This window comes from Ruegeria sp. 6PALISEP08 (assembly GCF_001238295.1).
In the GTDB taxonomy this organism is placed as follows: domain Bacteria; phylum Pseudomonadota; class Alphaproteobacteria; order Rhodobacterales; family Rhodobacteraceae; genus Ruegeria.
Genome location: NZ_LGXZ01000014.1, coordinates 71,199 through 92,952, shown reverse-complemented (window position 1 = coordinate 92,952; position 21,754 = coordinate 71,199). Strand labels below are relative to the sequence as shown.

24 protein-coding genes, 2 tRNA genes and 2 pseudogenes are annotated in these 21,754 nt (G+C 55.0%); 21 read left to right on the top strand and 7 right to left on the bottom strand.

What is annotated here, in order from left to right; translation table 11 throughout:
- Nucleotides 1–16 precede the first annotated feature (16 nt).
- Nucleotides 17–440, bottom strand: a pseudogene (locus ALB80_RS21955) (dihydrodipicolinate synthase family protein); the annotation flags it as partial.
- A gap of 378 nt (nt 441–818) precedes the next feature.
- Between ALB80_RS21955 and ALB80_RS18185 the strand changes: the two are divergent.
- Nucleotides 819–1,769 carry a GlxA family transcriptional regulator gene (locus tag ALB80_RS18185; RefSeq protein ID WP_050605519.1) on the top strand — a complete coding sequence of 317 codons (951 nt, stop codon included), beginning with the start codon at nt 819–821 and terminating at the stop codon, nt 1,767–1,769.
- Nucleotides 1,770–2,102: 333 nt separating this feature from the next.
- Here the strand turns inward: ALB80_RS18185 and ALB80_RS18180 are convergent.
- Nucleotides 2,103–2,177 (bottom strand) — tRNA-Thr (locus ALB80_RS18180).
- An 83-nt stretch (nt 2,178–2,260) separates the two neighbouring features.
- On the opposite strand from ALB80_RS18180, the gene ALB80_RS22445 reads away from it, so the two are divergent.
- From ALB80_RS22445 to ALB80_RS18140, 9 genes are all read left to right on the top strand, one after another.
- A complete protein-coding gene (locus tag ALB80_RS22445; RefSeq protein ID WP_172677916.1) occupies nt 2,261–2,416 on the top strand; it encodes a hypothetical protein in 156 nt (51 codons plus the stop codon).
- Nucleotides 2,417–2,422: 6 nt separating this feature from the next.
- Complete coding sequence (murA, locus tag ALB80_RS18175; protein ID WP_050605518.1) at nt 2,423–3,691, top strand: UDP-N-acetylglucosamine 1-carboxyvinyltransferase; 1,269 nt, start codon at nt 2,423–2,425, stop codon at nt 3,689–3,691.
- On the top strand, nt 3,688–4,164 hold the full coding sequence (locus tag ALB80_RS18170; RefSeq protein WP_050605517.1) for a DUF2948 family protein: 477 nt from the start codon (nt 3,688–3,690) through the stop codon (nt 4,162–4,164). The genes murA and ALB80_RS18170 overlap by 4 nt, the downstream gene beginning before the upstream one ends.
- The gene (locus ALB80_RS18165) at nt 4,165–4,686 is read left to right on the top strand and encodes a GNAT family N-acetyltransferase (protein ID WP_050605516.1); all 522 of its coding nucleotides are present in this window, start codon (nt 4,165–4,167) and stop codon (nt 4,684–4,686) included.
- A 61-nt stretch (nt 4,687–4,747) separates the two neighbouring features.
- Complete coding sequence (gene hisD, locus ALB80_RS18160; protein ID WP_050605515.1) at nt 4,748–6,049, top strand: histidinol dehydrogenase; 1,302 nt, start codon at nt 4,748–4,750, stop codon at nt 6,047–6,049.
- 98 nt (nt 6,050–6,147) lie between these two features.
- Nucleotides 6,148–6,627 (top strand): UPF0262 family protein, encoded by a 480-nt coding sequence (locus tag ALB80_RS18155; protein WP_050605514.1) that lies wholly within the window; start codon nt 6,148–6,150, stop codon nt 6,625–6,627.
- Nucleotides 6,628–6,630: 3 nt separating this feature from the next.
- Nucleotides 6,631–7,089: a low molecular weight phosphatase family protein gene (locus ALB80_RS18150; protein ID WP_050605513.1), complete on the top strand. Its 459-nt coding sequence runs from the start codon at nt 6,631–6,633 to the stop codon at nt 7,087–7,089.
- Nucleotides 7,086–7,484: a ketosteroid isomerase-related protein gene (locus ALB80_RS18145; RefSeq protein WP_050605512.1), complete on the top strand. Its 399-nt coding sequence runs from the start codon at nt 7,086–7,088 to the stop codon at nt 7,482–7,484. Before ALB80_RS18150 ends, ALB80_RS18145 begins: the two co-directional genes overlap by 4 nt.
- The gene (locus ALB80_RS18140) at nt 7,477–8,070 is read left to right on the top strand and encodes a GNAT family N-acetyltransferase (protein WP_050605511.1); all 594 of its coding nucleotides are present in this window, start codon (nt 7,477–7,479) and stop codon (nt 8,068–8,070) included. The genes ALB80_RS18145 and ALB80_RS18140 overlap by 8 nt, the downstream gene beginning before the upstream one ends.
- A gap of 33 nt (nt 8,071–8,103) precedes the next feature.
- On the opposite strand, the gene ALB80_RS18135 is transcribed toward ALB80_RS18140, so the two are convergent.
- From ALB80_RS18135 to ALB80_RS21950, 3 genes and pseudogenes are all read right to left on the bottom strand, one after another.
- On the bottom strand, nt 8,104–8,319 hold the full coding sequence (locus ALB80_RS18135) for a hypothetical protein (protein ID WP_050605510.1): 216 nt from the start codon (nt 8,317–8,319) through the stop codon (nt 8,104–8,106).
- Between the two features lie 113 nt (nt 8,320–8,432).
- The gene (locus ALB80_RS18130; protein ID WP_050605509.1) at nt 8,433–8,972 is read right to left on the bottom strand and encodes a DUF1826 domain-containing protein; all 540 of its coding nucleotides are present in this window, start codon (nt 8,970–8,972) and stop codon (nt 8,433–8,435) included.
- Nucleotides 8,960–9,082, bottom strand: a pseudogene (locus ALB80_RS21950) (GTP-binding protein); the annotation flags it as partial. The pseudogene ALB80_RS21950 and the gene ALB80_RS18130, both read right to left, overlap by 13 nt.
- A gap of 215 nt (nt 9,083–9,297) precedes the next feature.
- Between ALB80_RS21950 and ALB80_RS18125 the strand changes: the two are divergent.
- The 10 genes from ALB80_RS18125 (at nt 9,298) to ALB80_RS18075 (ending at nt 19,081) form a co-directional block, all read left to right on the top strand.
- Nucleotides 9,298–10,173, top strand: a complete 876-nt coding sequence (locus tag ALB80_RS18125; protein ID WP_050605508.1) for a carbon-nitrogen hydrolase family protein — start codon at nt 9,298–9,300, stop codon at nt 10,171–10,173.
- A 91-nt stretch (nt 10,174–10,264) separates the two neighbouring features.
- On the top strand, nt 10,265–10,483 hold the full coding sequence (gene infA, locus ALB80_RS18120) for a translation initiation factor IF-1 (RefSeq protein ID WP_005978431.1): 219 nt from the start codon (nt 10,265–10,267) through the stop codon (nt 10,481–10,483).
- Nucleotides 10,484–10,494: 11 nt separating this feature from the next.
- Nucleotides 10,495–11,073: a nucleoside triphosphate pyrophosphatase gene (locus ALB80_RS18115; RefSeq protein WP_050605507.1), complete on the top strand. Its 579-nt coding sequence runs from the start codon at nt 10,495–10,497 to the stop codon at nt 11,071–11,073.
- Nucleotides 11,070–12,092, top strand: coding sequence for a ribonuclease E/G (locus ALB80_RS18110; RefSeq protein ID WP_050605506.1), 1,023 nt, complete (start codon nt 11,070–11,072; stop codon nt 12,090–12,092). Before ALB80_RS18115 ends, ALB80_RS18110 begins: the two co-directional genes overlap by 4 nt.
- Entirely contained in the window at nt 12,089–12,271 is a 183-nt protein-coding gene (locus ALB80_RS18105; protein ID WP_050605505.1) for a DNA gyrase inhibitor YacG, read from the top strand. The genes ALB80_RS18110 and ALB80_RS18105 overlap by 4 nt, the downstream gene beginning before the upstream one ends.
- A gap of 79 nt (nt 12,272–12,350) precedes the next feature.
- Nucleotides 12,351–12,425 (top strand) — tRNA-Phe (locus ALB80_RS18100).
- Between the two features lie 154 nt (nt 12,426–12,579).
- A complete protein-coding gene (locus ALB80_RS18095; protein ID WP_050605504.1) occupies nt 12,580–13,770 on the top strand; it encodes a tyrosine-type recombinase/integrase in 1,191 nt (396 codons plus the stop codon).
- Nucleotides 13,771–13,932: 162 nt separating this feature from the next.
- Nucleotides 13,933–15,003, top strand: coding sequence for a ParA family protein (locus ALB80_RS18090; RefSeq protein ID WP_050605503.1), 1,071 nt, complete (start codon nt 13,933–13,935; stop codon nt 15,001–15,003).
- Nucleotides 14,984–15,583 (top strand): hypothetical protein, encoded by a 600-nt coding sequence (locus ALB80_RS18085; RefSeq protein ID WP_050605502.1) that lies wholly within the window; start codon nt 14,984–14,986, stop codon nt 15,581–15,583. The genes ALB80_RS18090 and ALB80_RS18085 overlap by 20 nt, the downstream gene beginning before the upstream one ends.
- 999 nt (nt 15,584–16,582) lie before the next feature.
- Nucleotides 16,583–19,081: a tetratricopeptide repeat protein gene (locus ALB80_RS18075; RefSeq protein ID WP_050605500.1), complete on the top strand. Its 2,499-nt coding sequence runs from the start codon at nt 16,583–16,585 to the stop codon at nt 19,079–19,081.
- A gap of 24 nt (nt 19,082–19,105) precedes the next feature.
- On the opposite strand, the gene ALB80_RS22520 is transcribed toward ALB80_RS18075, so the two are convergent.
- A complete protein-coding gene (locus ALB80_RS22520) occupies nt 19,106–19,714 on the bottom strand; it encodes a metalloregulator ArsR/SmtB family transcription factor (RefSeq protein ID WP_050605499.1) in 609 nt (202 codons plus the stop codon).
- 174 nt (nt 19,715–19,888) lie between these two features.
- Between ALB80_RS22520 and ALB80_RS18065 the strand changes: the two genes are divergently transcribed.
- A complete protein-coding gene (locus ALB80_RS18065; RefSeq protein WP_253276917.1) occupies nt 19,889–20,167 on the top strand; it encodes a hypothetical protein in 279 nt (92 codons plus the stop codon).
- A 223-nt stretch (nt 20,168–20,390) separates the two neighbouring features.
- On the opposite strand, the gene ALB80_RS18060 is transcribed toward ALB80_RS18065, so the two are convergent.
- The gene (locus ALB80_RS18060; protein WP_050605498.1) at nt 20,391–21,716 is read right to left on the bottom strand and encodes a tetratricopeptide repeat protein; all 1,326 of its coding nucleotides are present in this window, start codon (nt 21,714–21,716) and stop codon (nt 20,391–20,393) included.
- Nucleotides 21,717–21,754 lie beyond the last annotated feature (38 nt).

Genomic DNA, 21,754 nt, shown 5'->3' with positions numbered 1-21,754 from the left:
CATTCGACTGCCTCGTCCGCCTCGCGCCCGCGTCGATCCCGTTCATGGTGATGCCGTGTTTGATGGTCTGGATGAACTTGCCACCCTGTTCCAACACCCGCATCAGCGGCAACATCGCGGGCCAGCAGATGGATCCGGTTGATGTCGCCCGAGCTTTCCGTGATGCCGCAGAAGTTTCGGCTGCGGCCCACGCGGTCAAGGAATTCCCCACCTATCATTGTGCCGGTGCGGTGCGGACAATTGTACAGCATCACCGGAAGATCAGCGGCCTTGTCGAAGGCCAGCGCGTTCAACGCGTTTTCCCGGTCGGTTGGTACCGAATAGGGCGGGCTGGCCAGCAGGATCACATCTGCACCGATCTCACGCGCGCCCAGACGCAGGATCGCCCCGTACACCATTGGTGCGGCAAGGAAGAAGTCGGGCAGCGTGGTATAAGACATCTCGGATTCGCGGGCGCTGCGGCTTGTGCGCAGATCAAGATAGCCTTCCCCTGCCAAATGCCGGAACACCTCGCGCAGCGGGGTGCGCGACAGGCCAAAATCATCGGAAAAATGCGCCCCGTCCAGATCCGTACCTAGCTGCAATCGTCACGTCAGGATGGATGTTTTCAGATGCTCTCGTAACGCATCTTCGCGCGATTTGGCTTCGTCTTTCATGCCCAGAGCTCGTCCCTTCTGCATGGCGTTCGATTCAAGTGCGGTCGCCGTTATGTATCCTAAGAAAATGTTACTTTTATACAGAAAAAATCCGTGCAGCATGGGCCCCCGCAAAATAGACTCACCTTCGGGCGCTGCCCCAAGATCAAAACGGGAAAGCTCATGCCAAAGACGCGGCGCATCACTTTTGTCCTGGTCGAGGAGTTCTCGCACCTCGCGTTCTCCTGCGCGGTCGAGCCGTTGCGGATTGCAAACCTCGTCAGCGGGGAAGAACTTTACAGCTGGAACTTCGTGTCCGAGCACGGTGAACAGGCAGTTTGTTCCAATGGATCAGTCACGCTGGTGCATTCCGGGCTGGAAAACCTGACCAAATGCGACCAGCTATTTGTGCTGTCGGGTATTCACATGCGTAAGCACGTGACCCGACCCCTATTGGCAACCCTGCGACGCGAACGCGCCCGTGGCACGCCGATCGGGGCCCTATGTTCGGGTGCCTGGGTATTGGCCGAGGCCGGCTTTCTGGACGGAATGCAGGCTGCGATCCACTGGGAGTACCACGACGCCTTCATGGAGGCGTTTCCCGAGGTCAATCTGGTCCGCAGCGTGTTTGTGGCAGACGAAAAGCACATTACTGCATCTGGTGGTACTGCGACAGCAGACCTGATGCTGCACCTTATCGAGCGCGACCATGGCGAAGAACTGTCGATCGATGTGGCAGATCAGATGGTTTATAACGCGGTACGAAATGCAACGGCGAAGCAGCGGGTTTCGCTGCAATCACGCAACGGGATGCGCAACGCGCACCTCGCCAAAGCGATCAATATCATGCAGGACAGTATCGAAACTCCGGTCTCACCGTCGTTCATCGCAGAAGAGCTTGGCATTTCCACCCGGCAGCTTGAGCGGCTGTTTGGCAAGTACCTGAACACTTCTCCCAAGAAGTACTTTATGGAAATGCGGCTGGAGCGCGCCCAGAAGTTGCTGCTGCAAACCGAGGCTTCGGTCACCGAGATCGCCATCGCGTGCGGTTTCGAAAACCCGGGCCACTTTTCGCGCGTGTACCGATCCAGCTTTGGTGTCACCCCTCATGCGCAGCGCAACAAGATCGACTAAGTCTTTGTGAAAGATAATTTCGGTATCCAATACGGCAGGGGATGCCGCGCTTTGTGGTCCTCGGTGAACCTGAACGGGCATCCCCCTAACCCTGCCGAGATACCCCCTCATTAAAACTGGACTAGTCAACAGATCGGCAGAATGATGCATCAATAGATATGGAAATTGGCATAAGTATTACGAGAACTTGTCATACATGAGTTTCTTATGCCCTTATTCCTTAATCTTTGCCTCAATTCGTCGCGTAGGACTTCAGATGGAGGACTGCGAAACAGCAGAAATGCCCGTAAATCGGAGCGTTCACTACTGTTTCGGACATTGATTTGTGGGGGATGGTGCTGCTGGAGAGAATTGAACTCTCGACCTCTCCCTTACCAAGGGAGTGCTCTACCTCTGAGCTACAGCAGCGCTGTGGGCGGGTGATTAGACTCAAACGAAACGCGGCGCAAGGGTGTCTGGACGGTTTTTTTCGCCTCCTGTAGAGAAAGATTATGACAGAAAAAAATTCACCCAAAAAACAAGGCAAATCCGGGGACGCAAGAGAAGAGCGTTTGAAGGCGGCGCTGAAGGCGAATATGGCGCGGCGCAAGGCGCAGGCCAAGGCGCGGGCGACACCCGGGGACAAAGCCGATAAGGACGAGGGATAAGAGCAGATGGATTCGATTCTTGTGACGGGCAACGGCCCGCTGAACGGGCAAATCCCGATTGCGGGGGCTAAGAACGCGTGTCTGACGCTGATGCCCGCGACGCTTCTGAGCGAAGAACCGCTGACGCTGACCAATGCGCCACGGTTGAGCGACATAAAAACCATGACCGCCCTGCTGCAATCGCTGGGGGCCGAGGTGTCGTCGCTGCAAGACGGGCAGGTGATCGCAATGTCGAGTCATAACCTGACCAGTCAGACTGCCGATTATGACATCGTACGTAAGATGCGTGCTTCTAATCTGGTGCTTGGCCCATTGCTGGCGCGGTTTGGGCAGGCGGTTGTGTCACTGCCTGGTGGTTGCGCTATTGGCGCGCGTCCGATGGATCTGCATGTCGAGGGGCTTGAGGGGCTGGGCGCAGAGATCGAGCTGAAAGACGGGTATCTGCACGCCAAGGCTCCGGGCGGGCTGAAAGGCGCGGTGCATGAGATGCGCTTTGCCTCCGTTGGGGCCACTGAAAACATCGTCATGGCTGCAACGTTGGCCAAGGGCACCACGGTTCTGAAAAACGCCGCGCGCGAGCCTGAGATCGTCGATCTGGTAGAGTGCCTGCGCAAAATGGGGGCTCAGATTTCGGGCGAGGGGACCCCGACCATCGAAATTCAGGGCGTTGATCGGTTGCATGGGGCGACGCATCAGGTTGTTACGGACCGGATCGAGCTGGGCACCTATATGCTGGCCCCGGCCATTTGCGGCGGCGAGGTCGAACTGCTGGGCGGGCGCATGTCGCTGGTCGAGTCTTTTGCCAGGAAATTGGACGCCGCTGGGGTCAGCGTCACGGAAACCGGAAATGGACTGAATGTTGCCCGAAAGAATGGCCGCGTACGGGCCGTGGATGTGGTGACAGAACCTTTCCCTGGCTTTCCGACGGACCTTCAGGCGCAGATGATGGCGCTGATGTGCACCGCTGAAGGAACCTCGGTGTTGGAGGAACGCATTTTCGAAAACCGATTCATGCACGCGCCCGAACTGGTGCGTATGGGCGCAAATATCGAGGTGCATGGTGGTACAGCCACTGTCACGGGTGTTGAAAGCCTCAAAGGTGCGCCTGTGATGGCAACGGACCTGCGCGCTTCGGTCTCGCTTATTCTGGCGGGGCTTGCGGCGGAGGGTGAAACAACTGTCAGCCGGGTCTATCATCTGGATCGCGGATATGAGCATGTGGTGCGCAAGCTGGAAGGCGTAGGTGCAAGAATCGAACGGATCAAGGGTCAATGACAGACGCAAGTTTTGAAGACGGGCGCGAGGCCCCGCTGAACCTGGGCGCTGAGGACAGCGATGACCTGCAGGTGATCTCGACTTTGGCGCAGGACGCGGTTTTCCCTGTGACCGAGATGAAATGGCAGCCGCCGCAGCGCCGTTTTGGCCTTCTGCTGAACCGCTTCCGCTGGGAAGACAAAGATGCGGCCACCCGCCGTGACCGCCCGTTTGAACGGGTGCAATCCGTGCTGGTCTTCGATTCGGTCCTGTCCGTGGCCAGTCAGGGCATCGATCGCAGCGAGAAGGACATGGTCATGTCCCTACTGTCGGTCGATTTCGAAGCAGACGAGGATGGCGCGGGTCATATCTTGCTGACTTTGGCAGGTGACGGTGTGATCCGCCTGAAGGTCGAAGCTATCGACGTGACCCTCAAGGACGTCACGCGCCCGTATCAGGCCCCCTCGGGTCAGGCCCCGCATCATCCGGAATAAATGCAGAATAAGCGCGGTATCTCTCAGGCGTTCTCCAAATCGCCAGAAGGCATCGCGCTGCGTCCGGCCACCGTTTTCGATGTGTTCGACATCAGCCGGGTTCTGATCCGGTCGATCACGCAGCTTTGTGTGGCCGATCACAACAACGACCCCGATCACTTGAAACAGTGGACCGCAAACAAGGACCCGGAGACCATCCGAGGGTGGTTCAAGCCCGGATCCCAGATCTGGCTGGCCGAACGCGAAGGGCAGGTGGCCGCTGCCGGCGGAATTTTCGAAACCGGCAAGATCACCTTGCTCTACGTTGACCCGGATCATATTGGCTTCGGGGTAGGTGCCGCACTGCTCGACCGGCTGGAGCAGAAAATGGCCGAGTGCGGATGCATCGAGGCACATCTGGATGCCACCCGAACCGCGCGCCAGTTCTATCTGAAACACGGGTGGCAACCCCAGAACACATCGGGCGACTGGAACGGCATCCCGCAATTCCCCATGCGCAAATCGCTGCACCCCCGGGACTGAGGGTTGAGGCCGCGCCCTGCGGGCGATATGTCCCGTGGCGCAACGCCCGGAGTGCCAGATCATGCCCGTTTTCCTCGACGCCACGTCGCCCGATTTTGAAACTGCCTTCCAGACCCTGCTCTCGGCCAAGCGCGAGGACAGCCCGGATGTGGATGCGGTCGTGGCACAGATCATCGAAGATGTCCGCAACCGGGGTGACGCGGCAGTCATCGAACTAACAACAAAATTCGACCGGCTGGAACTGACCCCGGAATCTCTGGCTTTCAGCGCGCAGGAAATCGCGGATGCGGTGGAGCAGGTCTCGACCGCAGATCGTGCAGCGCTGGAACTGGCCGCGGCTCGTATCCAAGCCTATCACGAAAAGCAGATGCCTACCGATCACAGCTGGACAGATGATGCCGGGGCGACGCTGGGCTGGCGCTGGTCGGCTGTGTCTGCCGCAGGGCTTTATGTGCCGGGCGGCTTGGCTTCATACCCGTCTTCGGTCCTGATGAACGCTATCCCGGCCAAAGTGGCGGGCGTGGAACGGCTGGCTATCGTGGTGCCAACGCCGGACGGGCAGGTGAACCCGCTGGTTCTGCTGGCGGCGCAACTGTCGGGCGTGGATGAGATCTACCGCATCGGTGGCGCGCAAGCTGTTGCCGCGCTGGCGTATGGCACTGACACCATCGCGCCGGTGGACAAGATCACTGGCCCGGGTAATGCCTTTGTTGCCGCCGCTAAACGGCGTGTCTTTGGCAAGGTCGGCATCGATATGATCGCGGGCCCCTCAGAGATTCTGGTGATTGCCGACAAGTATAACGACCCTGACTGGATCGCGCTGGATTTGCTCAGCCAGGCCGAACATGACGAAAGCGCGCAATCAATCCTGATCACCGATGACACCGCCTTCGGGCAAGGCGTGGCTGAAGCTGTGGAAAAACGCTTGGAGACCCTGCAACGCCGCGCAATCGCCGGGGCCAGTTGGCGTGACTTTGGTGCTGTCATCACCGTGCGCGATCTGGACGAGGCGGCAACCTTGTCCAACCGCATCGCGCCCGAACATCTGGAGTTATGCGTTGCTGATCCGGTGGCGTTGAGCGAAAAGACAATCCACGCCGGTGCCATCTTTCTTGGCCAGTACACGCCCGAAGCCATCGGCGACTATGTTGGCGGCCCGAACCACGTGCTACCGACCGCCCGGTCTGCGCGGTTCTCTTCAGGGCTCAGCGTGATGGATTTCCTCAAACGCACCACGCTTAGCCAGATGACCCCCGAAGCCCTGCGCGCCATCGGCCCAGCCGCCGAACAGCTGGCCCAATCGGAAAGCCTTGAGGCGCATGGCCTGTCGGTTACGGCCCGTCTGAACCGCCTGAATGATTGAATTGACGCAAAGACTGAGCTGATGTGGCGTTTCTGTGCGTTGCCCCGCGAATTTCGTTGTTATAGGTCTGTGCTGACACAAGGATTGTTGCTGTAAAAATGACCCGTATCTCGCATATCGAACTGGATGACCGAAACCTGCCCCCGCCGACCCCCGAGATCGAGCAGGAGCGCAAGGTCGCCATCTATGATTTGCTGGAAGCCAACAGCTTTGCACTGCCCAAACGCGATGACCGGGCTGTGCCTGAAGGACCCTATCGCCTGCAATTGTCGATCCGCGACAAGCGCCTGGTCTTTGATGTTGCAACAGAGGAAGAGCAGAAGGCGGTTGAGTTTCACCTGTCGCTCGGTCCGTTTCGGCAAGTGGTCAAAGACTATTTCCAGATCTGTGAAAGCTATTTCGACGCGGTGAAGTCGCTGCCGCCAAGCCAGATCGAAACCATCGACATGGCCCGGCGCGGCATCCACAACGAAGGCAGTCGCGTTTTGCAGGAACGGTTGGAAGGGAAGGCTGACATTGACACGGACACCGCCCGCCGCCTGTTTACGCTGATCTGCGTGTTGCATTTTGGAGGCTGACGCGTGAAGCCTCTGCCGCAGTCGGTCCTGTTTTGTTGCGACCACAACTCGGTTCGGTCCCCGATGGCCGAGGGGCTGATGAAGAAGTTTTACGGCACCGGCACCTATGTGCAGTCTGCAGGGGTGCATAACGACCTGGAAATTGACGGGTTTAGTATCGCGGCGTGCCATGAGGTGGGTGTCGAACTGTCGCGCCACCGCTCACGTTCCTTTGACGAGATGCAGGAATGGGGCGACGATCTTAGCTCGTTTGATCTGGTCGTGGCGCTTTCGCCCGCCAGTCAGCGCCGCGCATTGGAACTGACCCGTGTTTTTCATCTCGATGTCGATTATTGGCCAATAATGGACCCTACGGGGATGGGTGAGACCCGCGAACAGAAGTTACACCATTATCGACAAAGCCGCGATCAGATCATTCAGCATCTGAAAGCACGCTGGGGCGAACCTACGGAGATAACATGAACCAGACCGTCAAATCCTATTTCGACGCCTTCAACGCCGGTGACGTTGATGGGATGCTGGCCTGCCTGTCTGATGACGTGGCCCATCACGTGAACGAAGGCCAGATTCGCACTGGCAAGGACAAGTTCGCAGCGTTCTGTGCCCATATGAGCCGCTGCTACAAAGAGAACCTGACCGACATCGTTGTGTTCGAAGCCCAAGGCGGAACCCGCGCGGCGGCTGAATTTGTTGTCAACGGGACTTATCTGGAAACTGACGGAGGCCTGCCTGACGCGCATGGCCAGACTTATCGCCTGCCCGCCGGGTCGTTCTTTGACCTCAAAGACGGCAAGTTCACCCGCGTCACCACCTTCTACAACCTGGCAGACTGGACCAAACAGGTTTCGAATGGCTGAGGTCACCACCGTCCGCCCCCTGACCGGAGCGGCGCTGGAATCTGCTCTGGATGACGTCGCCCGCTTGCGGATCAAGGTGTTTCATGCATGGCCGTATCTCTATGACGGCGATCTAGAGTATGAACGGAAATACCTGCAATCCTACCGCGACAGCGACAAAGCAATTGTGGTCGGCGCCTTCGACAAGGAGCGCCTGATCGGCGCGTCAACCGGCGCTCCCCTGATCGATCACGCCGAAGATTTCGCGGCGGCCTTCGAGGGGACAGGCCTTGATCTGAATGACATTTTCTATTGCGCAGAGTCCGTGCTGTTGCCGGAGTATCGGGGGCAGGGTGTAGGACATAAGTTCTTCGATGAACGCGAAGCCCACGCCCGCCGTCTTGGGTTCTCCAAATCTGCCTTCTGCAGCGTGCAACGCCCAGCTGATCACCCCATGCGGCCCGAACAGTATCGCCCGCTTGACGCCTTCTGGCGCGCACGCGGCTACGCGCCTTTGCCGGGCGTTATCGCGCAGTTTTCATGGAAGGACTTGGGCGAGGAGGGCGAGACGCTCAAGCCGTTGCAGTTCTGGACCAGGGACCTGTAGGCGTTGGAGCCAGCACGCGCGCGCTGTGCCCCGTCAGGGCGCGCGTCTGCGGCTTAGAAAGCCGTATTTCACAGCCCATGCCCGCAGCGACAGGCGCTTGCGTTTTTCCAGTTTCACCGCTGTTTTGTATTGCTGACCGCCTTTGCGGTTGAACTCGTAGACGTCAATGACACGCTCGGCGCATCCACAGGCTTCGCCCATCCCAACCTTGGCGAAGTAGAACTTCTCGAACTCTTCCTGTTTTTGCATCGCGGACCTCCTGCACATATTCAACCATGTCCAACCGCAGATGCCAATTCACGTTACCGTCTGTGGGTGGGCCGAGCGGGTCCGGGCGTGAAAAGGAATGCCCGGGCGCTCAATCAGTGCACCAGAATCGGGCCCAACTCGGTGCCGGGGTCAAGGATCGGATCCAGAACAAGCACCAGCCGAGTTTCGCCCGTGCCCTCAATTGGCGGCGAGCGGTGCACGAGGCCCGGGTCTGGTTCGGCAGGCCTGAGCGCGTCCCGCAATAAAATCGGCGCGCCGGTTGGGGTTGTGAAAACGCGCGATGGGTCCGTCCTAGCCTCCGAGATCCCATATTGCGTTCCAGTGCCCCGATAGGTGCAGACAAGGCGCGCGGTCACTGCACCAATGTGAAACCGGTGGCATGCGTTGGCCGTCACGACGTCCAGCCGCAGCCATTTTGCGTTCATCAGACTGGCAAAGATATCGGACAGAGCCGCGATATCATCCAACAGCCGATCACGCTCTTCACCACGTGAGATGCCCCACGTTTCGCAAATTTCTGATACGGCCTCACGCACCGCATCCGGTCGAAAGATCACGCGGGCCTTTGGAAGTTGTTCGGGCGCAAGCCCGGTCAACCAGAATTGAAATCCCTGCAGCGGCTGGCCCACCATGTGCCCAGCGGTTGAACCGAAGACAGGGCACCTGTCAGCGAAAACTCGGCCACCCAATCCGGGCGTGTGTCTATCCAGAAGTGGCCGTTAACCCGGATCACACCGGGCAGTACGGCTATAAATTGTCGTCCAAGCAATGTTATAACATGAATGGTGGCAAGTCGGTTTTTGACGGTTTAACGTTTGATCGTTGAACCAGCGTCTCGGGAAACCTCCACAGCGTTCGGGTGCAGGTCAGATGGACGGCGCGGAGACAAATGCCCTGTACATGCCGCGCCGTCCTCCACTAGTGTCGCGGCGACCTAGTCCCAATGGATGCGAAACCATGAAAGTCGCCACTGCCGCCTATAATCTCAGCTGGCTCGACAGTTGGGCACAGTACGAAGACAAGCTGGACCGCTGGGTTGCCGAAGCCGCAGGGCAGGGCGCCGAATTGTTGGTCTTTCCCGAATACGGGGCTATGGAGCTTTCGACCCTCGACGGGGTCGAGATGGCCGGGGATCTTGAGCGCTCGATCCATTCTGTGTCCGACCGTATGGGGGATGTGCAAACCCTGCACTGCCACCTCGCCAAAACATACAACACCTACATTCTGGGCGCGTCCGCCCCGGTTGTGGAGGGTCACGGTCGTCCGGTGAACCGCGCCGCGTTCTATGCGCCGGACGGGCGCTGCGACCATCAGGACAAACAGATCATGACCCGGTTCGAGCGCGAGGATTGGGATATCGCCCCCGGCGGCCCGCTGAAGCTGTTCGACACTGCGCTGGGCAGGATCGGGGTGCTTATCTGTTATGACAGCGAATTCCCCTTGCTGGGGCGCGCGCTCAGCGAGGCAGATCTGATCCTGGTCCCGTCCTGCACCGAAGCTCTTTCTGGTTACTGGCGCGTCCGTATCGGAGCGATGTCAAGAGCGTTGGAAAATCAATGTGTTACGGTCATGGCTTCGCTGGTCGGCAACAACGACTGGTCCGAGGCCGTGGACATGAACACCGGTATGGGTGGCATTTTCGGCCCACCGGACAAGGGCTTTCCAGCCACTGGAGTGCTAGCCGAAGGCACCCTGAACCAGCCCGGCTGGACCTATGCCGAGATTGATCTGTCAGCCATTGCCGAGGTCCGCGCCGATGGCCGCGTGTTGAACCGAACCCACTGGGAAGAACAAGGGCCCCGAGTCGAATCGGTCACAATATCCGCCCTTTAGGTGAATCTGCCCTTGAAATAAGGCCGAAATAGGCTCATTTAAGCGCACATCCCCGCAGATTCTGCGGGTGCAACGTAATGATGGAGACAACATGGCCAAGGAAGATACGCTCGAATTTCCCGGTGTCGTGAAGGAACTCCTGCCTAATGCGACGTTTCGGGTCGAGCTGGAAAACGGCCATGAGATCATCGCACATACGGCAGGCAAGATGCGCAAGAACCGCATCCGTGTTCTGGCCGGCGACAAAGTTCAGGTCGAAATGACCCCGTATGATCTGACCAAGGGTCGGATCAACTACCGCTTCAAGTAACGCCTGCCGCAATGGCGTTTATTTTAGGATCGGGCAGCCCGAGACGGCTGGACCTGTTGGCCCAGCTTGGTGTGCAGCCCGATGCCATCCACCCCCCTGACGTCGATGAAACTCCACTGAAAGGGGAACTTCCGGTTCCCTATTGCAGCCGTATCACTCGCGAGAAAGTACAGGCAGTGCGAGCGGATGACGATGACATCACGTTGTGCGCAGATACCACCGTCGCTTTGGGGCGGCGCATTCTGGGCAAGCCCGAAGATACAGGTCAGGCCGCCGAGTTTTTGCACGCTCTGTCCGGTCGTCGCCACCGGGTGATCACCTCGGTCGCCGTACGGCGCGGGGATCAAATACTACAACGCGACGTGGTCTCGCAGGTTAAGGTCAAACGCCTGTCTGATGTCGAGATCAACGCTTATCTGGTTACCGGGGACTGGAAAGGTAAAGCAGGCGCTTACGCCATCCAGGGCCCCGCCGGCGCGTTCATTCCCTGGATTTCGGGCTCGTTCACCGGCATCGTCGGACTGCCCCTGTCCGAAACCGCCGCTTTGCTGCAAGGTATCGGTTATCCACTATATCGCGAGGCACCATGAAGGGTCGCACCATCGTTCTTGACCACATCCAGGATCGCGAAGCCGCGGCCCTTATGGTCGACGGCAAGCTTGACGACTTCCTGATTGCTGCCGACGCACCCACCCCCGGCACGATCTATCGCGCCCGCGCGGACCGCCCGGTCAAAGGGCAGGGGGGAATGTTCCTGACGACACCAGACGGCCCCGCTTTCCTACGACAAGTCAAGGGCTTGGCCCCCGGTACCTTGCTGCTGGTGCAGGTGAGTGGCCATGCCGAACCCGGCAAGGCCATCCCGGTGAGCAATCGGATCCTGTTCAAAAGTCGCTACGCTATAGTTACGCCCGAAGCTCCGGGCCTGAACATTTCGCGTAGTATTAGGGATGAAGACACCCGCGACCAGTTGCTCGAAATTGCGCATGAACAGATGGGTGGCAGCCCTTATGGCCTGATCCTTCGCTCCTGCTGCGCGGGTGCGGATGCGCATGACATAGCCGAGGACATCTCGGCCATGTTGGCGCAAGCGGAACAGGTGATGACTGACGACGGCACCGAGCCAGAGGTTCTGAGCGAAGGCGACCGCCCGCATATCCTGGCCTGGCGGGACTGGACAGACCCGGCTGAAGTTGTAACTCAGGCCGGTGGTTTCGAAACCCACGGTGTACTGGATGCACTCGATGTGGTGCGCGGTACGTCTGAGCCTTTGCCGGGAGGTGGGCATCTCTATATCGAACCCACACGTGCCTTGGTTGCGGTGGACGTGAATACCGGTTCGGATACGTCTCTCGCAGCAGGTACCAAAGCCAATTTTGCTTGTGCCAAGTTGTTGCCCCGGGCCCTTCGTGTGCGTGGCTTGGCAGGGCAGATTACCTTGGATCTGGCACCGATGCCCAAGAAGGACCGACGTGGCTTTGAATCCGCTCTACGCGCTGCTTTCAAGTCGGATCCGGACGAGACGATCCTGGCGGGCTGGACCCCGCTGGGACATTTTGAACTTCAACGCAAGCGCAGTCGTTTACCGCTGGCGGAGATCCTGAAATGAACTGTCCGAACTGCGGGGAAGAGACGACGCAGAAGTTCCGCCCGTTCTGCTCAAAACGCTGCGCGGACATTGACTTGGCCAAGTGGCTGAACGGCTCATACGCCGTCCCGTCGCAACGCGAAGAAGACCTTGAGGCCGAAGTCGAAGCCGAAGATCCCATGCCGAAACGGCCGCATTGAAAAAATCTCAAAAAGCCTCTGGACACTGCCGGTAGCAAGTCATAGAAGGCCTCCACCCAACGATGAACATCGTTCCCGTGCCCGGGTAGCTCAGGGGTAGAGCAGTGGATTGAAAATCCTCGTGTCGGTGGTTCGATTCCGCCCCCGGGCACCACTTCATCAGTTTGAAGACTAACGTTAGCCCTTATAAATAAAGGCATAATCTGCTATACTGTTCGCTGGGAGCACAAGTGATGGTGGCGTTCAAATTAGCTTTTATGTTGCTCAATTGTTGCTCTTTACAGTGAAGCAATAGCAGGGAGCAACACATGCCTCTCACAGAAGCAGAGCTAGCTGGAATCGAACCAAGAGCGAAACGATTTCGAATCTCCGATGGTGGTGGACTGTTCATTGAGGTTTCACCTACGGGTTTGAAGACCTGGAAGCTTGCATACAGGTTCAACGGTCGGCAGCGTTCTTCAGTATTGGGAGTCTATCCTGAGTTGGGAGTAGAAAGAGCGCGCAGGTTCCGCGATGAAGCAAAAACGGCGTTGAAGAATAACACTGATCCGTTTCCCAAAAAGAATGTGTATCGAAAGAAGCATGAGCCGAAGGCGAACCCAGATACATGGGCAGCAATAGCACGTGAATACAGGGACAGGCGCGTTCGGCAGGGAATGGCCAATCTGACGCGTAAGAAAATGGAAATCCTACTTGAGAAAACGCTTCCAACGATTGGAAGCAAGCATGTCGCTGACCTTAAGCCAACCGACCTACTTCCTATCTTAAGAGAGCAAGAGGCGCTTGGGTACTTTGAAAATGCTTCAAGGCTACGGACCTTGATGGGGCAAATTTTTCGATTTGCTGTTGCCACTGGTCGGGCAGAACGTGACATTACCTACGATTTGAAGGATGCCTTAATGCCTCCAAAGGCAAAGCATCATGCGGCCATTACTGAACCCAGAGATGTAGGCGGACTTATGCGGTCGATAAGGGGTTATCACGGTGACCCAGCTATTAAGGCCGCGCTTCAGCTTATTGCTTTCACATTTACTCGGCCAGGGGAACTTCGTTTGGCTCGTTGGGAAGAAATAGAAGGCGATAACTGGACGATTCCTAGCCACCGGATGAAGTCAAAACGGAAGCATGTTGTTCCGTTGGCAAAGCAAGCGGTTGGTATCTTGAATGAACTTCGCCCACTTAGTGAACCGTATGAATGGCTGTTCCCACAGAAGCACCAGAAGGAACGTGCAATCTCGGCTGGTGCTCTGAACTCGGCTCTCAGGCGGATAGGCTACAACTCGGATGAACATGTACCCCACGGCTTCAGAACAACAGCGTCAACAAATTTGAATGAAAACGGTTGGAACCCAGATTGGATCGAAGCTCAGTTAGCACATGTGCCTAGAAACAAAGTAAGAGCTACATACAACGCAGCCCAATATTTGGAAGGTCGTCGAGAAATGATGCAATGGTGGGCTGACTGGCTTGAAAGTGTCGAACGTCAACAACACGTCTAGCGTTGGTCGAGTCCGTTCCAACGTCGCAATTCTAGGTAGCTGCAATTTTGCTGACCGAAGTAAGTAGCAACTGCGAGTCTTTTCGACTTTCCATTTTGAAATCAGCTGTATAGGTTCCGTGAAAACAATTTTAGGGAGAGTGCGGTGGTATCTCGAATAGCCATGTTCAATCACAAAGGTGGAACGGGAAAGACCGTTTCGGCTTACAATATTGGTTGGAAACTCACTCAGCACGGCCACAATGTTTTGCTGGTGGACGGAGACTCCCAAGTTAATTTGACCGCCTTAGCACTAGGGTACGACAGATTCGACGCATACTACGACGACCCATCAACCAAGTTGAATAATATTAAGGACGGTGTCGCTCCTGTATTTGAGGGTAGACCTCAAGCGTTGGAAGCTTTTGAGTGTCCATTGGCGGAGAACAATGACAAACTCTTTGTTTTGCCCGGGCATGCCGATCTAGCAGCTTACGAGGGCCAACTTAGTTTGGCTCAAGAAACAAGTGGTTCTCTATCTGTCTTGAAGAATCTTCCCGGCGCAATCCACGCTTTGATAGGGTTGGTCGAAGAGAAATACGGTATCGACTACACAATTATCGATCTAAACCCAGGTTTGGGTGCATTGAATCAAAACTTTTTTATGGGGTGCGACGGATTTGTTGTGCCGACAAACCCCGACCCATTTTCTCTGATGGCCGTTGAAACACTGGGCACCCATCTTACCAAGTGGCACGATTGGAAGATTGCAAATATCGAAAAATTTGCCGATGCGGGTTACCCTTTGAGGGACTCAATGCCGGTTTTTATGGGCACAATTAATGCTCGTTTTAATAAGCATGCTAGCAAAGCAGCCAAAAAATTCGATGATCGTATCAAAAAAATCGATCAAAGTGTCACTGAAAACTTAGTGCCAAAATTGGCAGCTTCGGGAATGGTAGCTTCAAAAGAGTGCTATGAAGAAGCCCACGAGAAATGGAAGCACGTCCTGACGAATGACAATACTGGGCTTTATGCGCTAGGTCGTGTTCCTGATTTTCAAGGACTAATCCACACAGCCACTGTTTCTGGAGTGCCGATTTTTGCTCTAGATGAAGACAAGCTGAAATCTGATGGAATTCAAGGTGTTATTCTTGAAAAAGCCTTGCCGAACATTAATCAATTTGATGAAATATTTGAGGCAATTACCGCAAAAATAGAACTTTTGATTTCTGATGACTGCCGCGAAACATAATTTCGATACTCACATCAAACAATGTAATGAGGCCATCCAAGTGTATGAATACTTGGATGGCAAGGGATATACAGCCGATTTTGGCTTGCGCTACGTTTGGGTTGCGTCAATTTCAGCAATGGATCATTTCGTTTCCGAACTTGTTATAGAGAAGGCCATCGAGCAATATGCCAATGGACTACCTCTAACGCCTAAAATGTTGAATGAGGGAATTCCATTTGACGCGGCCTTGAAGATCAAAAACGCAAGTTCTACTCAAACTGTAGTTGAATTTAAAAATGCGGTAGAAAATATGGTGCGTTATCGCACTTTTCAGAAAGCGGACGATGTTGCGGACGGTTTAGCTTTTGTTTGGGGGCAAAAGAACAAGTGGAAAAAAATATCTGAAGCAATTGGAACAACATCCGAATCTGCCAAAGGAGTACTAAACGGGATCGCTTATCGCCGAGACGTTATTGTTCACAATGCAGATTACAATTCAGCAACAGGCGCACTGTATGATTGCAGCCTACAAGATGCTAAGCGCGCTATTTCGCATGTTTCGGCGGTCGTTGGAGCTATCGACGGATTGGTTTCATAGTAACCGTTAGTTTGATCGTCACGCCTTAGTTCAATGTCGTTTTGAACGGTAGGCCTATGTGTTTTCCCATTCGATATCGTTGCTCAATTGTTAGCCGCACGGGGAAGGTTGATCTAACCGTTTGAAATAATGAGGATTTTCCGTTCGCCCCCGGGCACCATTTGATAGAACTAACCTATAGATTTTTATGTAAAATTCGACTCAAAGTCGAATGATGTCCACCTAAATATCCACCTATGCGATCATGGTGCTCGCAATTCTTAATTCGGTTTCGCAGCCCATTCCTTGCTGAGGGAGTAGGCAGGAAACCGTTTCGAGAGTTCGAATCCCTTCGTCTCCGCCACTTTTCTCATAAACTCAATGAGTTGGTGCGCCTCAATGCTTTCAGCCCCCTTATCTGCCCCCTTATGGGATTTCGCATTGCTCGGCATCCGCTGAAAGACCCCGCCAAGCATCTGCCGAGTCGGAATGTCGCACCCAACCCCCCGGCCTCACCCGGACGCGGCGCAATTTTGTTTATACCCCGCGCACACCAAGCGCGTGGTATCTGGACTTTTTGACTGCTATGTCAGGTGAGATGTGGCCACCCCCGCGCGGCAACAAACTCGTTACGCCGAGAGTACATCAGCTGCTTGGCCATTTGGTGCACTTAGCACGAAAGACCACTTTGAAGTCCACGCAGACACCCGATCCATTCCGATCACTATCCGCAATGCGGACAAAGCTCCCGTCCGAGAACTTTGGGCCGAGGGTGGCAAACGGCCCAAAGGAGAACTTCACCGATGCGTCAAGACTGCTTCACAACTGCTCAAAAGCGGACATTCGAGCATCTTGCGGTGCATTGAGCTTTCACTGGGCAGGCTCAACCATCGCGCAGAAAACTATGACCAGTGCATCCAAACGACTTGGTTCACGCGTTTGCATGTGTATCATACAAAAGGACAGTTCCGCCGCGCAGAATTACACAGTCCTTGGCGGTACTTCTGCGGAGTGTTGTTAATGCCCGCCATCGACGATCTCTCTTGGCCGGAAGCCTACAATGAGCTTCTGCCATTGATAACTGACCGCTGGTCGGTAAAGGGTGAAATCTACTTTCACCGACAACTAAGTGCAGGCAAGTCTGGCGCTCTTGTCTATATTGTCGACATCACATGCGATACCTTCAGCGGTCAGGCAATTCTCAAACTTGACGCACTTCCCGATCCGGAATGGCAAGAAAAGACTGAAAACCAAAGACACCTTGAGGCGTTCGAAGCAATACCAGCATTCGGATCCAAACATATGGCTCGCATCGTCAACTCGCTGGAACACGAATGCAAGATCGCGATCCTTTCAACGGTCGTGGCGCAAGGGCTGGAATACTCTCTTCCTTGGAACGATTGTGGTTACGAGCTGGCTTTGAACGTCCTAAAGCGGCTCTCGCGAAGCCTTCTTGACGATTGGAATTCTGACTACCAGATGGCAACGGGTATGCATTCACCCCGGGAATTGCTCTCTGAATGGCTCGGATACAGACTGGATCCTGAGGCAGGTCGATTACACCAGTTCCTTTCCGATGTTTGCGGCCATGATCCGAACGAGCGGTGCCTTATGTTTGAAGGACATTGGTACCCAAACCCATTGGCATTTGCCTGCGACGAGAACTTGCCAAACCGACTAAGCATCCGAGCGGCCAAAGGCCGGCTACATGGAGATCTTCACGGCTACAATGTTCTGGTACGATCACATCAAAGCAGTGATCCTGACTATTACCTGATCGATCTGGCGCTTTACCAAGACAAGCAGTTCCTGTTTTATGATCACGCATATTTCGAGTTGGCGTACCTGTTGGCGAGACGCGGAAACTGCGTGCCAGCCCAGTGGGATGCCATTCTTGATGATCTCGGGCTCTTTCATTCAAAACACCACACGTTGGGGCTGTGGCAGGATGATGTTGGGATCGTAGAGTTCGTCAGAACTCTGCGGCGTGGAGCGATGAGCTGGGTTGAACGCCACGAGAGCCATCGGCTAAGTTTTATGGAAAGCCAATACCTGTTGGCACGCGTCGCGGTGGGACTTAACTTTGCACACAAGCAGATCAGCGTCAGCGCGCGTAGCCACGCATTCTTGTACGCAGCACACAATCTCAAAGACTATATGACGCTCAACAATGTTGATTGGCCGCGGCACGGACCGGTGTTCCAAATCCCGGCAACGCATGAACTTTTGTCCGGTTCCCAAACTGAAACCGAAACGCTTGCACCAAAAACTGAGCCACCGGCAGAAAAAGACCGTCTGTTCGATCGTATGGTCACTCAGCTTCCGGCACCGCAAAAGCCCGTAATCGCAGTGTTGCCCTTCGACAATCTCAGTGGACAAACCGACGGCAATGGCTTTGTGCAGGGCATCAACCAGGAACTTGTTACCGAACTTGCAAAGGTGGATTGGCTGTCGGTGGTCTCACCTACCTCGACCAAGTTACTCAAAGATTCTTCTTTGTCCGGTGAGGAAATAGCGCAACGCCTCGGGGCACATTATTTAGTAGAGGGCAGTGTGCGCTATGATGACCATCGCGTTCGCGTCACCGCCCATCTGGTAGATACATCGAATGGGCATGACCTTTGGGCCGATCGCCTGGATCACAAAATTGAGGATGTCTTTTCCTTGCAAGAGGAAATCGCCGCGGCCGTCGTCGGGCATATCGACTGGGAGCTGCGGTTCGACTTGCGAGAGCAAGCCCGTCTGAAACGTGGTGAGGTCAATGTATGGGACAGGGTTCAAAAAGCTCTGTGGCATCTGTTCAAGTTCACGGACGAAGATACCCAGAAGGCAAATGACATTTTATCCAAGACTATCGACATGACGCCGGACTATGCGCTTGCGCATGCCGTTATGGCAAATGCCGAGCTTCGAAAGCTGTTTTTCGTCCAGGTTGATGACCGCAAAGGGGCAAAGGAACGTGCACTCTATCACGCAGAGCGCGCTGTAGCCTTGGATGAACACAGTAGTTTCGCCCATGCCACTCTCGCCCGGGCTTATACTCTGTACAACCGGCGCGATGCTGCGATAGCAGAAGCTGAACTTGCAGTCAGTCTCAACCCAAGCGCAGCAAACGCTCATCTGGTACTTGGGTACACGCAGCTTGTAAATGGACAGGCGAAACGGGCACTGGCGCATTTTGAGACAGCAACCCGGTTTGGACCGTCCGGACCGTACTTCAAGGTTAAATTGTTATCAAAAGCAATGTGCCTCTACCTCCTTGATAATCTGGAACAAGCTGAAGCCTGCGCAAGAACAACATTGGAAGGGAGGTCAGTTGGCCCATTTGGGCATTATGTATTGGCGGTAATTCTGATACGACAACACCGCATAGAAGAGGCAAGGCTGATAGTCCGTCAGAGTAAGGAGATTCGCCCCGATATGACATGTTCGCGGGTCCGCCTGGCATTCGAGAACTTTCAGCAACGTGATCGTGACAGGTTTGTCAGTGATCTTCAGGAAGCTGGCTTGCCGGATTGATCATCGTCTCTGGAAACATCCGCATCAATGAGGCGGATGGTCCGCAGCTGTTGGTCGAAGATGCAACCGGGTTGCGATCAGAACGCCGCCGATTATCAGCACGCCGCCGATGCCTTGATACAGCTGAAGGTCCATGCCCCTTAGAGTCACGGCTTCGACCGCAACGAGTATCGGTACGAGATAGGCAAACAAGGAAGCCGTCGACGCACCAACTTCGTTTGTACCGAAATTGAGCAGGTGGAGGTAGATGGCACCCATGCCAACTCCAATAAAGAGAATAGAGCCCCAGACCTGCCAAGAGTAGTTTAATGGTTGAAGTGTGTCGCAAGCGGTCTTGCGGTTCCGGGAGAGGTGATCGGTTGGTGAAAGGCTTGCCAGTTTTTCAAGGACGCCAGCAACGTCTTCGTTGGCGATCCGGTGATATACGTGTCGTCCACTGCGCAAGGAAGACGTTAAGCCAGCTGACTCAAGTTGCTTGAGATGTGCGGTTGCCGTTTGCGGACTGACACTCGCAGCGCAGGCCAACTCCTTGTTTGTGAATGCCCGACCGTCCATCAACTCGCACAGAATACGTGAGCGGCTGGGGTCGGCCAGCGCAGCGCCGATAATGTCCAGTCTGGGTTCGATGGTCATGAAAGCGAGTTTAGCCCAAAACACATCTGAACACACGATCGGAACAGTTCGCCAGAGAACGAAGTGTTCTTTTTTAAGTGTAAGTGTTTTTCTAAACCGCCGTGCTCAGTTCTTAAACCTTTTGTCTGCAACCGTGAGCCACAGGACGCCGTTGGGGTAACAAAGGAGATTCCTATGGCACTTGAAAAGCAATTCAATCTGGAAGCCGCAGAAAAGCCCAAAACCACGCAGCCGTCTCATCAGCGTCGTCAGAAATTCGTCTCTGCAATCGATAAGCAGTTGGCCGGAATGGTGGCAGGGGAAGTCAGTAACCCGTCAAAGAGCACTTGGGTCTGGCATTCGAGCAAAGGTGAATGGTTCATTTCGCCGAGATACGGCAAAGCAACTCTCGAACTTCCCTCCGTCACCGACAAACGCTGGTTTGTCGTAGAAGGGGTCGGATTTCTTCGATGAAAGGGCAACGAGATTAGCAATGCGGATGTTGTTTGTAAGCCGACGCCAGCCGTGGTGCCTGTGAATGGGCAAAGAGCGGACAAAGCTGCCGTTAGCTACAACAAATTCCGATGACCGCTTTCGGCGTTCAAGAACACTACCAAGGTATGTTCGCTTGTGTTGGCGGCAAATCACACTGTACCTACGTGGGCCTGTCTCCAGTCATGGCTCGAAAGGGTATATCTTAAAACCGCCATCCCGCATCCGTTAAGGCGGAAATCACTTCTTCCGACAAATCTGGGCTGGAGTAAAACGCACCCAGAACCAAATCTGGCCTGAACTCAGGCCAGGACTGTTTCAGTTGATTCAGTGTTTCCTCTGCTTCATTTGTCTCACCCAACCTCTGATAGGCGGCCGCCAAGTAAACCAAAGAGAGAGCGCTGACAGGGTCACCATTGTCACTCGCAAATTCCAGAGACGCGATTGCCTCCCTGAACTCTCCAATGTGAAAGCTGGCAACTGCATGAATGTTCCTGTGTGCAAACCGATGGCTTCCAATATCTCGCTGATGGCTTGGGTCACTGACGTCATACGCTTCTTCAAAACGACCCAGAACCAGCAATATCAGGCCGCGAAAGTCCAGAACATTTCCGTCTGTGGGGCGAAGCGACTGGGCGAGCGCTGAATATTCCGATGCACTGCCATAGTCGCCAGAGACGTATGATGCCCATGCCATTGCGGATTGGCTCCAGCCGTTTGAGGGCGCAATGTCCACAGCTTTCTGTGCCATTTGTCCTGAATTCAGTATCAGCGCGTCACGCTCTTCCGCGCTTCGCGTTTGAAGGGCCCGGGTTCCCAGACTATGGGCCAATCCAGCATATCCACAGTAAAAATCGGGAGCCTCATTTATTGCCATTCTAAATATGTCGCTGGCCAGGATCTGGTTATCGATAGATGCGATTGGAAAGAGCAGGCCCCGGGCTTGATCGCAGTAGTTTGACGCCTGTACTACAGCGGGTGATTTAGCGGATAGAGCCTGTCGCTCAAGTGAGCGCGCGGATGTCTTTGGGTTTAGATCAACAATCTGTTCCATGCGCCCGCCCAAGACGTAGGCAAGAGCAATGATCGCTATGGTGGCAGCAGGGATGCCAATCAGCCAGGGTAATCCTGGCCTGAATGGCGTATGATCAACATTGCTCTGAATTGTGCCAGAGCGGTCCTCGAACCAAGGCGCGTAGCCGCCGCTATCAATATGAATGCGCAGATCGTCTCCAGCACCTGCCGTTTCATAGTACTGCTGAAGTTTTCGCCGTAACCGCCCCGCATCCACACGAACAACGTTGATGTGGCCGTCATCACTGGCAAAACTCTTGAAGTAAACATCCTGAGCGATCGTTTTGCCAAGAATAGCTTCGGACCTACCCGCAATGGCCTCTTCGACAACGTAGCTCAGAAAATTCCGAAGGCGTTCCGCCTTGCCAAATATGTCACTCGCCAATACCTGGTCTAGCGCGTACTTCACACGGGTCGCGTGACGTTCCGGATCAAGGGTCAATTCTCTGTCGGGCATCTGAAACTTCAAGTTTCTCTGTATTTTCAACTCTATAC

Excerpts from the sequence above, each read along its gene's own strand:
- ALB80_RS18185 (WP_050605519.1), top strand. The coding sequence starts at position 819 with ATGCCAAAGACGCGGCGCATCACTTTTGTCCTGGTCGAGGAGTTCTCG.
- ALB80_RS22445 (WP_172677916.1), top strand. The coding sequence starts at position 2,261 with ATGACAGAAAAAAATTCACCCAAAAAACAAGGCAAATCCGGGGACGCA.
- murA (WP_050605518.1), top strand. The coding sequence starts at position 2,423 with ATGGATTCGATTCTTGTGACGGGCAACGGCCCGCTGAACGGGCAAATC.
- ALB80_RS18170 (WP_050605517.1), top strand. The coding sequence starts at position 3,688 with ATGACAGACGCAAGTTTTGAAGACGGGCGCGAGGCCCCGCTGAACCTG.
- ALB80_RS18165 (WP_050605516.1), top strand. The coding sequence starts at position 4,165 with ATGCAGAATAAGCGCGGTATCTCTCAGGCGTTCTCCAAATCGCCAGAA.
- hisD (WP_050605515.1), top strand. The coding sequence starts at position 4,748 with ATGCCCGTTTTCCTCGACGCCACGTCGCCCGATTTTGAAACTGCCTTC.
- ALB80_RS18155 (WP_050605514.1), top strand. The coding sequence starts at position 6,148 with ATGACCCGTATCTCGCATATCGAACTGGATGACCGAAACCTGCCCCCG.
- ALB80_RS18145 (WP_050605512.1), top strand. The coding sequence starts at position 7,086 with ATGAACCAGACCGTCAAATCCTATTTCGACGCCTTCAACGCCGGTGAC.
- ALB80_RS18140 (WP_050605511.1), top strand. The coding sequence starts at position 7,477 with ATGGCTGAGGTCACCACCGTCCGCCCCCTGACCGGAGCGGCGCTGGAA.
- ALB80_RS18135 (WP_050605510.1), bottom strand. The coding sequence starts at position 8,319 with ATGCAAAAACAGGAAGAGTTCGAGAAGTTCTACTTCGCCAAGGTTGGG.
- ALB80_RS18130 (WP_050605509.1), bottom strand. The coding sequence starts at position 8,972 with ATGGTGGGCCAGCCGCTGCAGGGATTTCAATTCTGGTTGACCGGGCTT.
- ALB80_RS18125 (WP_050605508.1), top strand. The coding sequence starts at position 9,298 with ATGAAAGTCGCCACTGCCGCCTATAATCTCAGCTGGCTCGACAGTTGG.
- infA (WP_005978431.1), top strand. The coding sequence starts at position 10,265 with ATGGCCAAGGAAGATACGCTCGAATTTCCCGGTGTCGTGAAGGAACTC.
- ALB80_RS18115 (WP_050605507.1), top strand. The coding sequence starts at position 10,495 with ATGGCGTTTATTTTAGGATCGGGCAGCCCGAGACGGCTGGACCTGTTG.
- ALB80_RS18110 (WP_050605506.1), top strand. The coding sequence starts at position 11,070 with ATGAAGGGTCGCACCATCGTTCTTGACCACATCCAGGATCGCGAAGCC.
- ALB80_RS18105 (WP_050605505.1), top strand. The coding sequence starts at position 12,089 with ATGAACTGTCCGAACTGCGGGGAAGAGACGACGCAGAAGTTCCGCCCG.
- ALB80_RS18095 (WP_050605504.1), top strand. The coding sequence starts at position 12,580 with ATGCCTCTCACAGAAGCAGAGCTAGCTGGAATCGAACCAAGAGCGAAA.
- ALB80_RS18090 (WP_050605503.1), top strand. The coding sequence starts at position 13,933 with ATGTTCAATCACAAAGGTGGAACGGGAAAGACCGTTTCGGCTTACAAT.
- ALB80_RS18085 (WP_050605502.1), top strand. The coding sequence starts at position 14,984 with ATGACTGCCGCGAAACATAATTTCGATACTCACATCAAACAATGTAAT.
- ALB80_RS18075 (WP_050605500.1), top strand. The coding sequence starts at position 16,583 with ATGCCCGCCATCGACGATCTCTCTTGGCCGGAAGCCTACAATGAGCTT.
- ALB80_RS22520 (WP_050605499.1), bottom strand. The coding sequence starts at position 19,714 with ATGACCATCGAACCCAGACTGGACATTATCGGCGCTGCGCTGGCCGAC.
- ALB80_RS18065 (WP_253276917.1), top strand. The coding sequence starts at position 19,889 with ATGGCACTTGAAAAGCAATTCAATCTGGAAGCCGCAGAAAAGCCCAAA.
- ALB80_RS18060 (WP_050605498.1), bottom strand. The coding sequence starts at position 21,716 with ATGCCCGACAGAGAATTGACCCTTGATCCGGAACGTCACGCGACCCGT.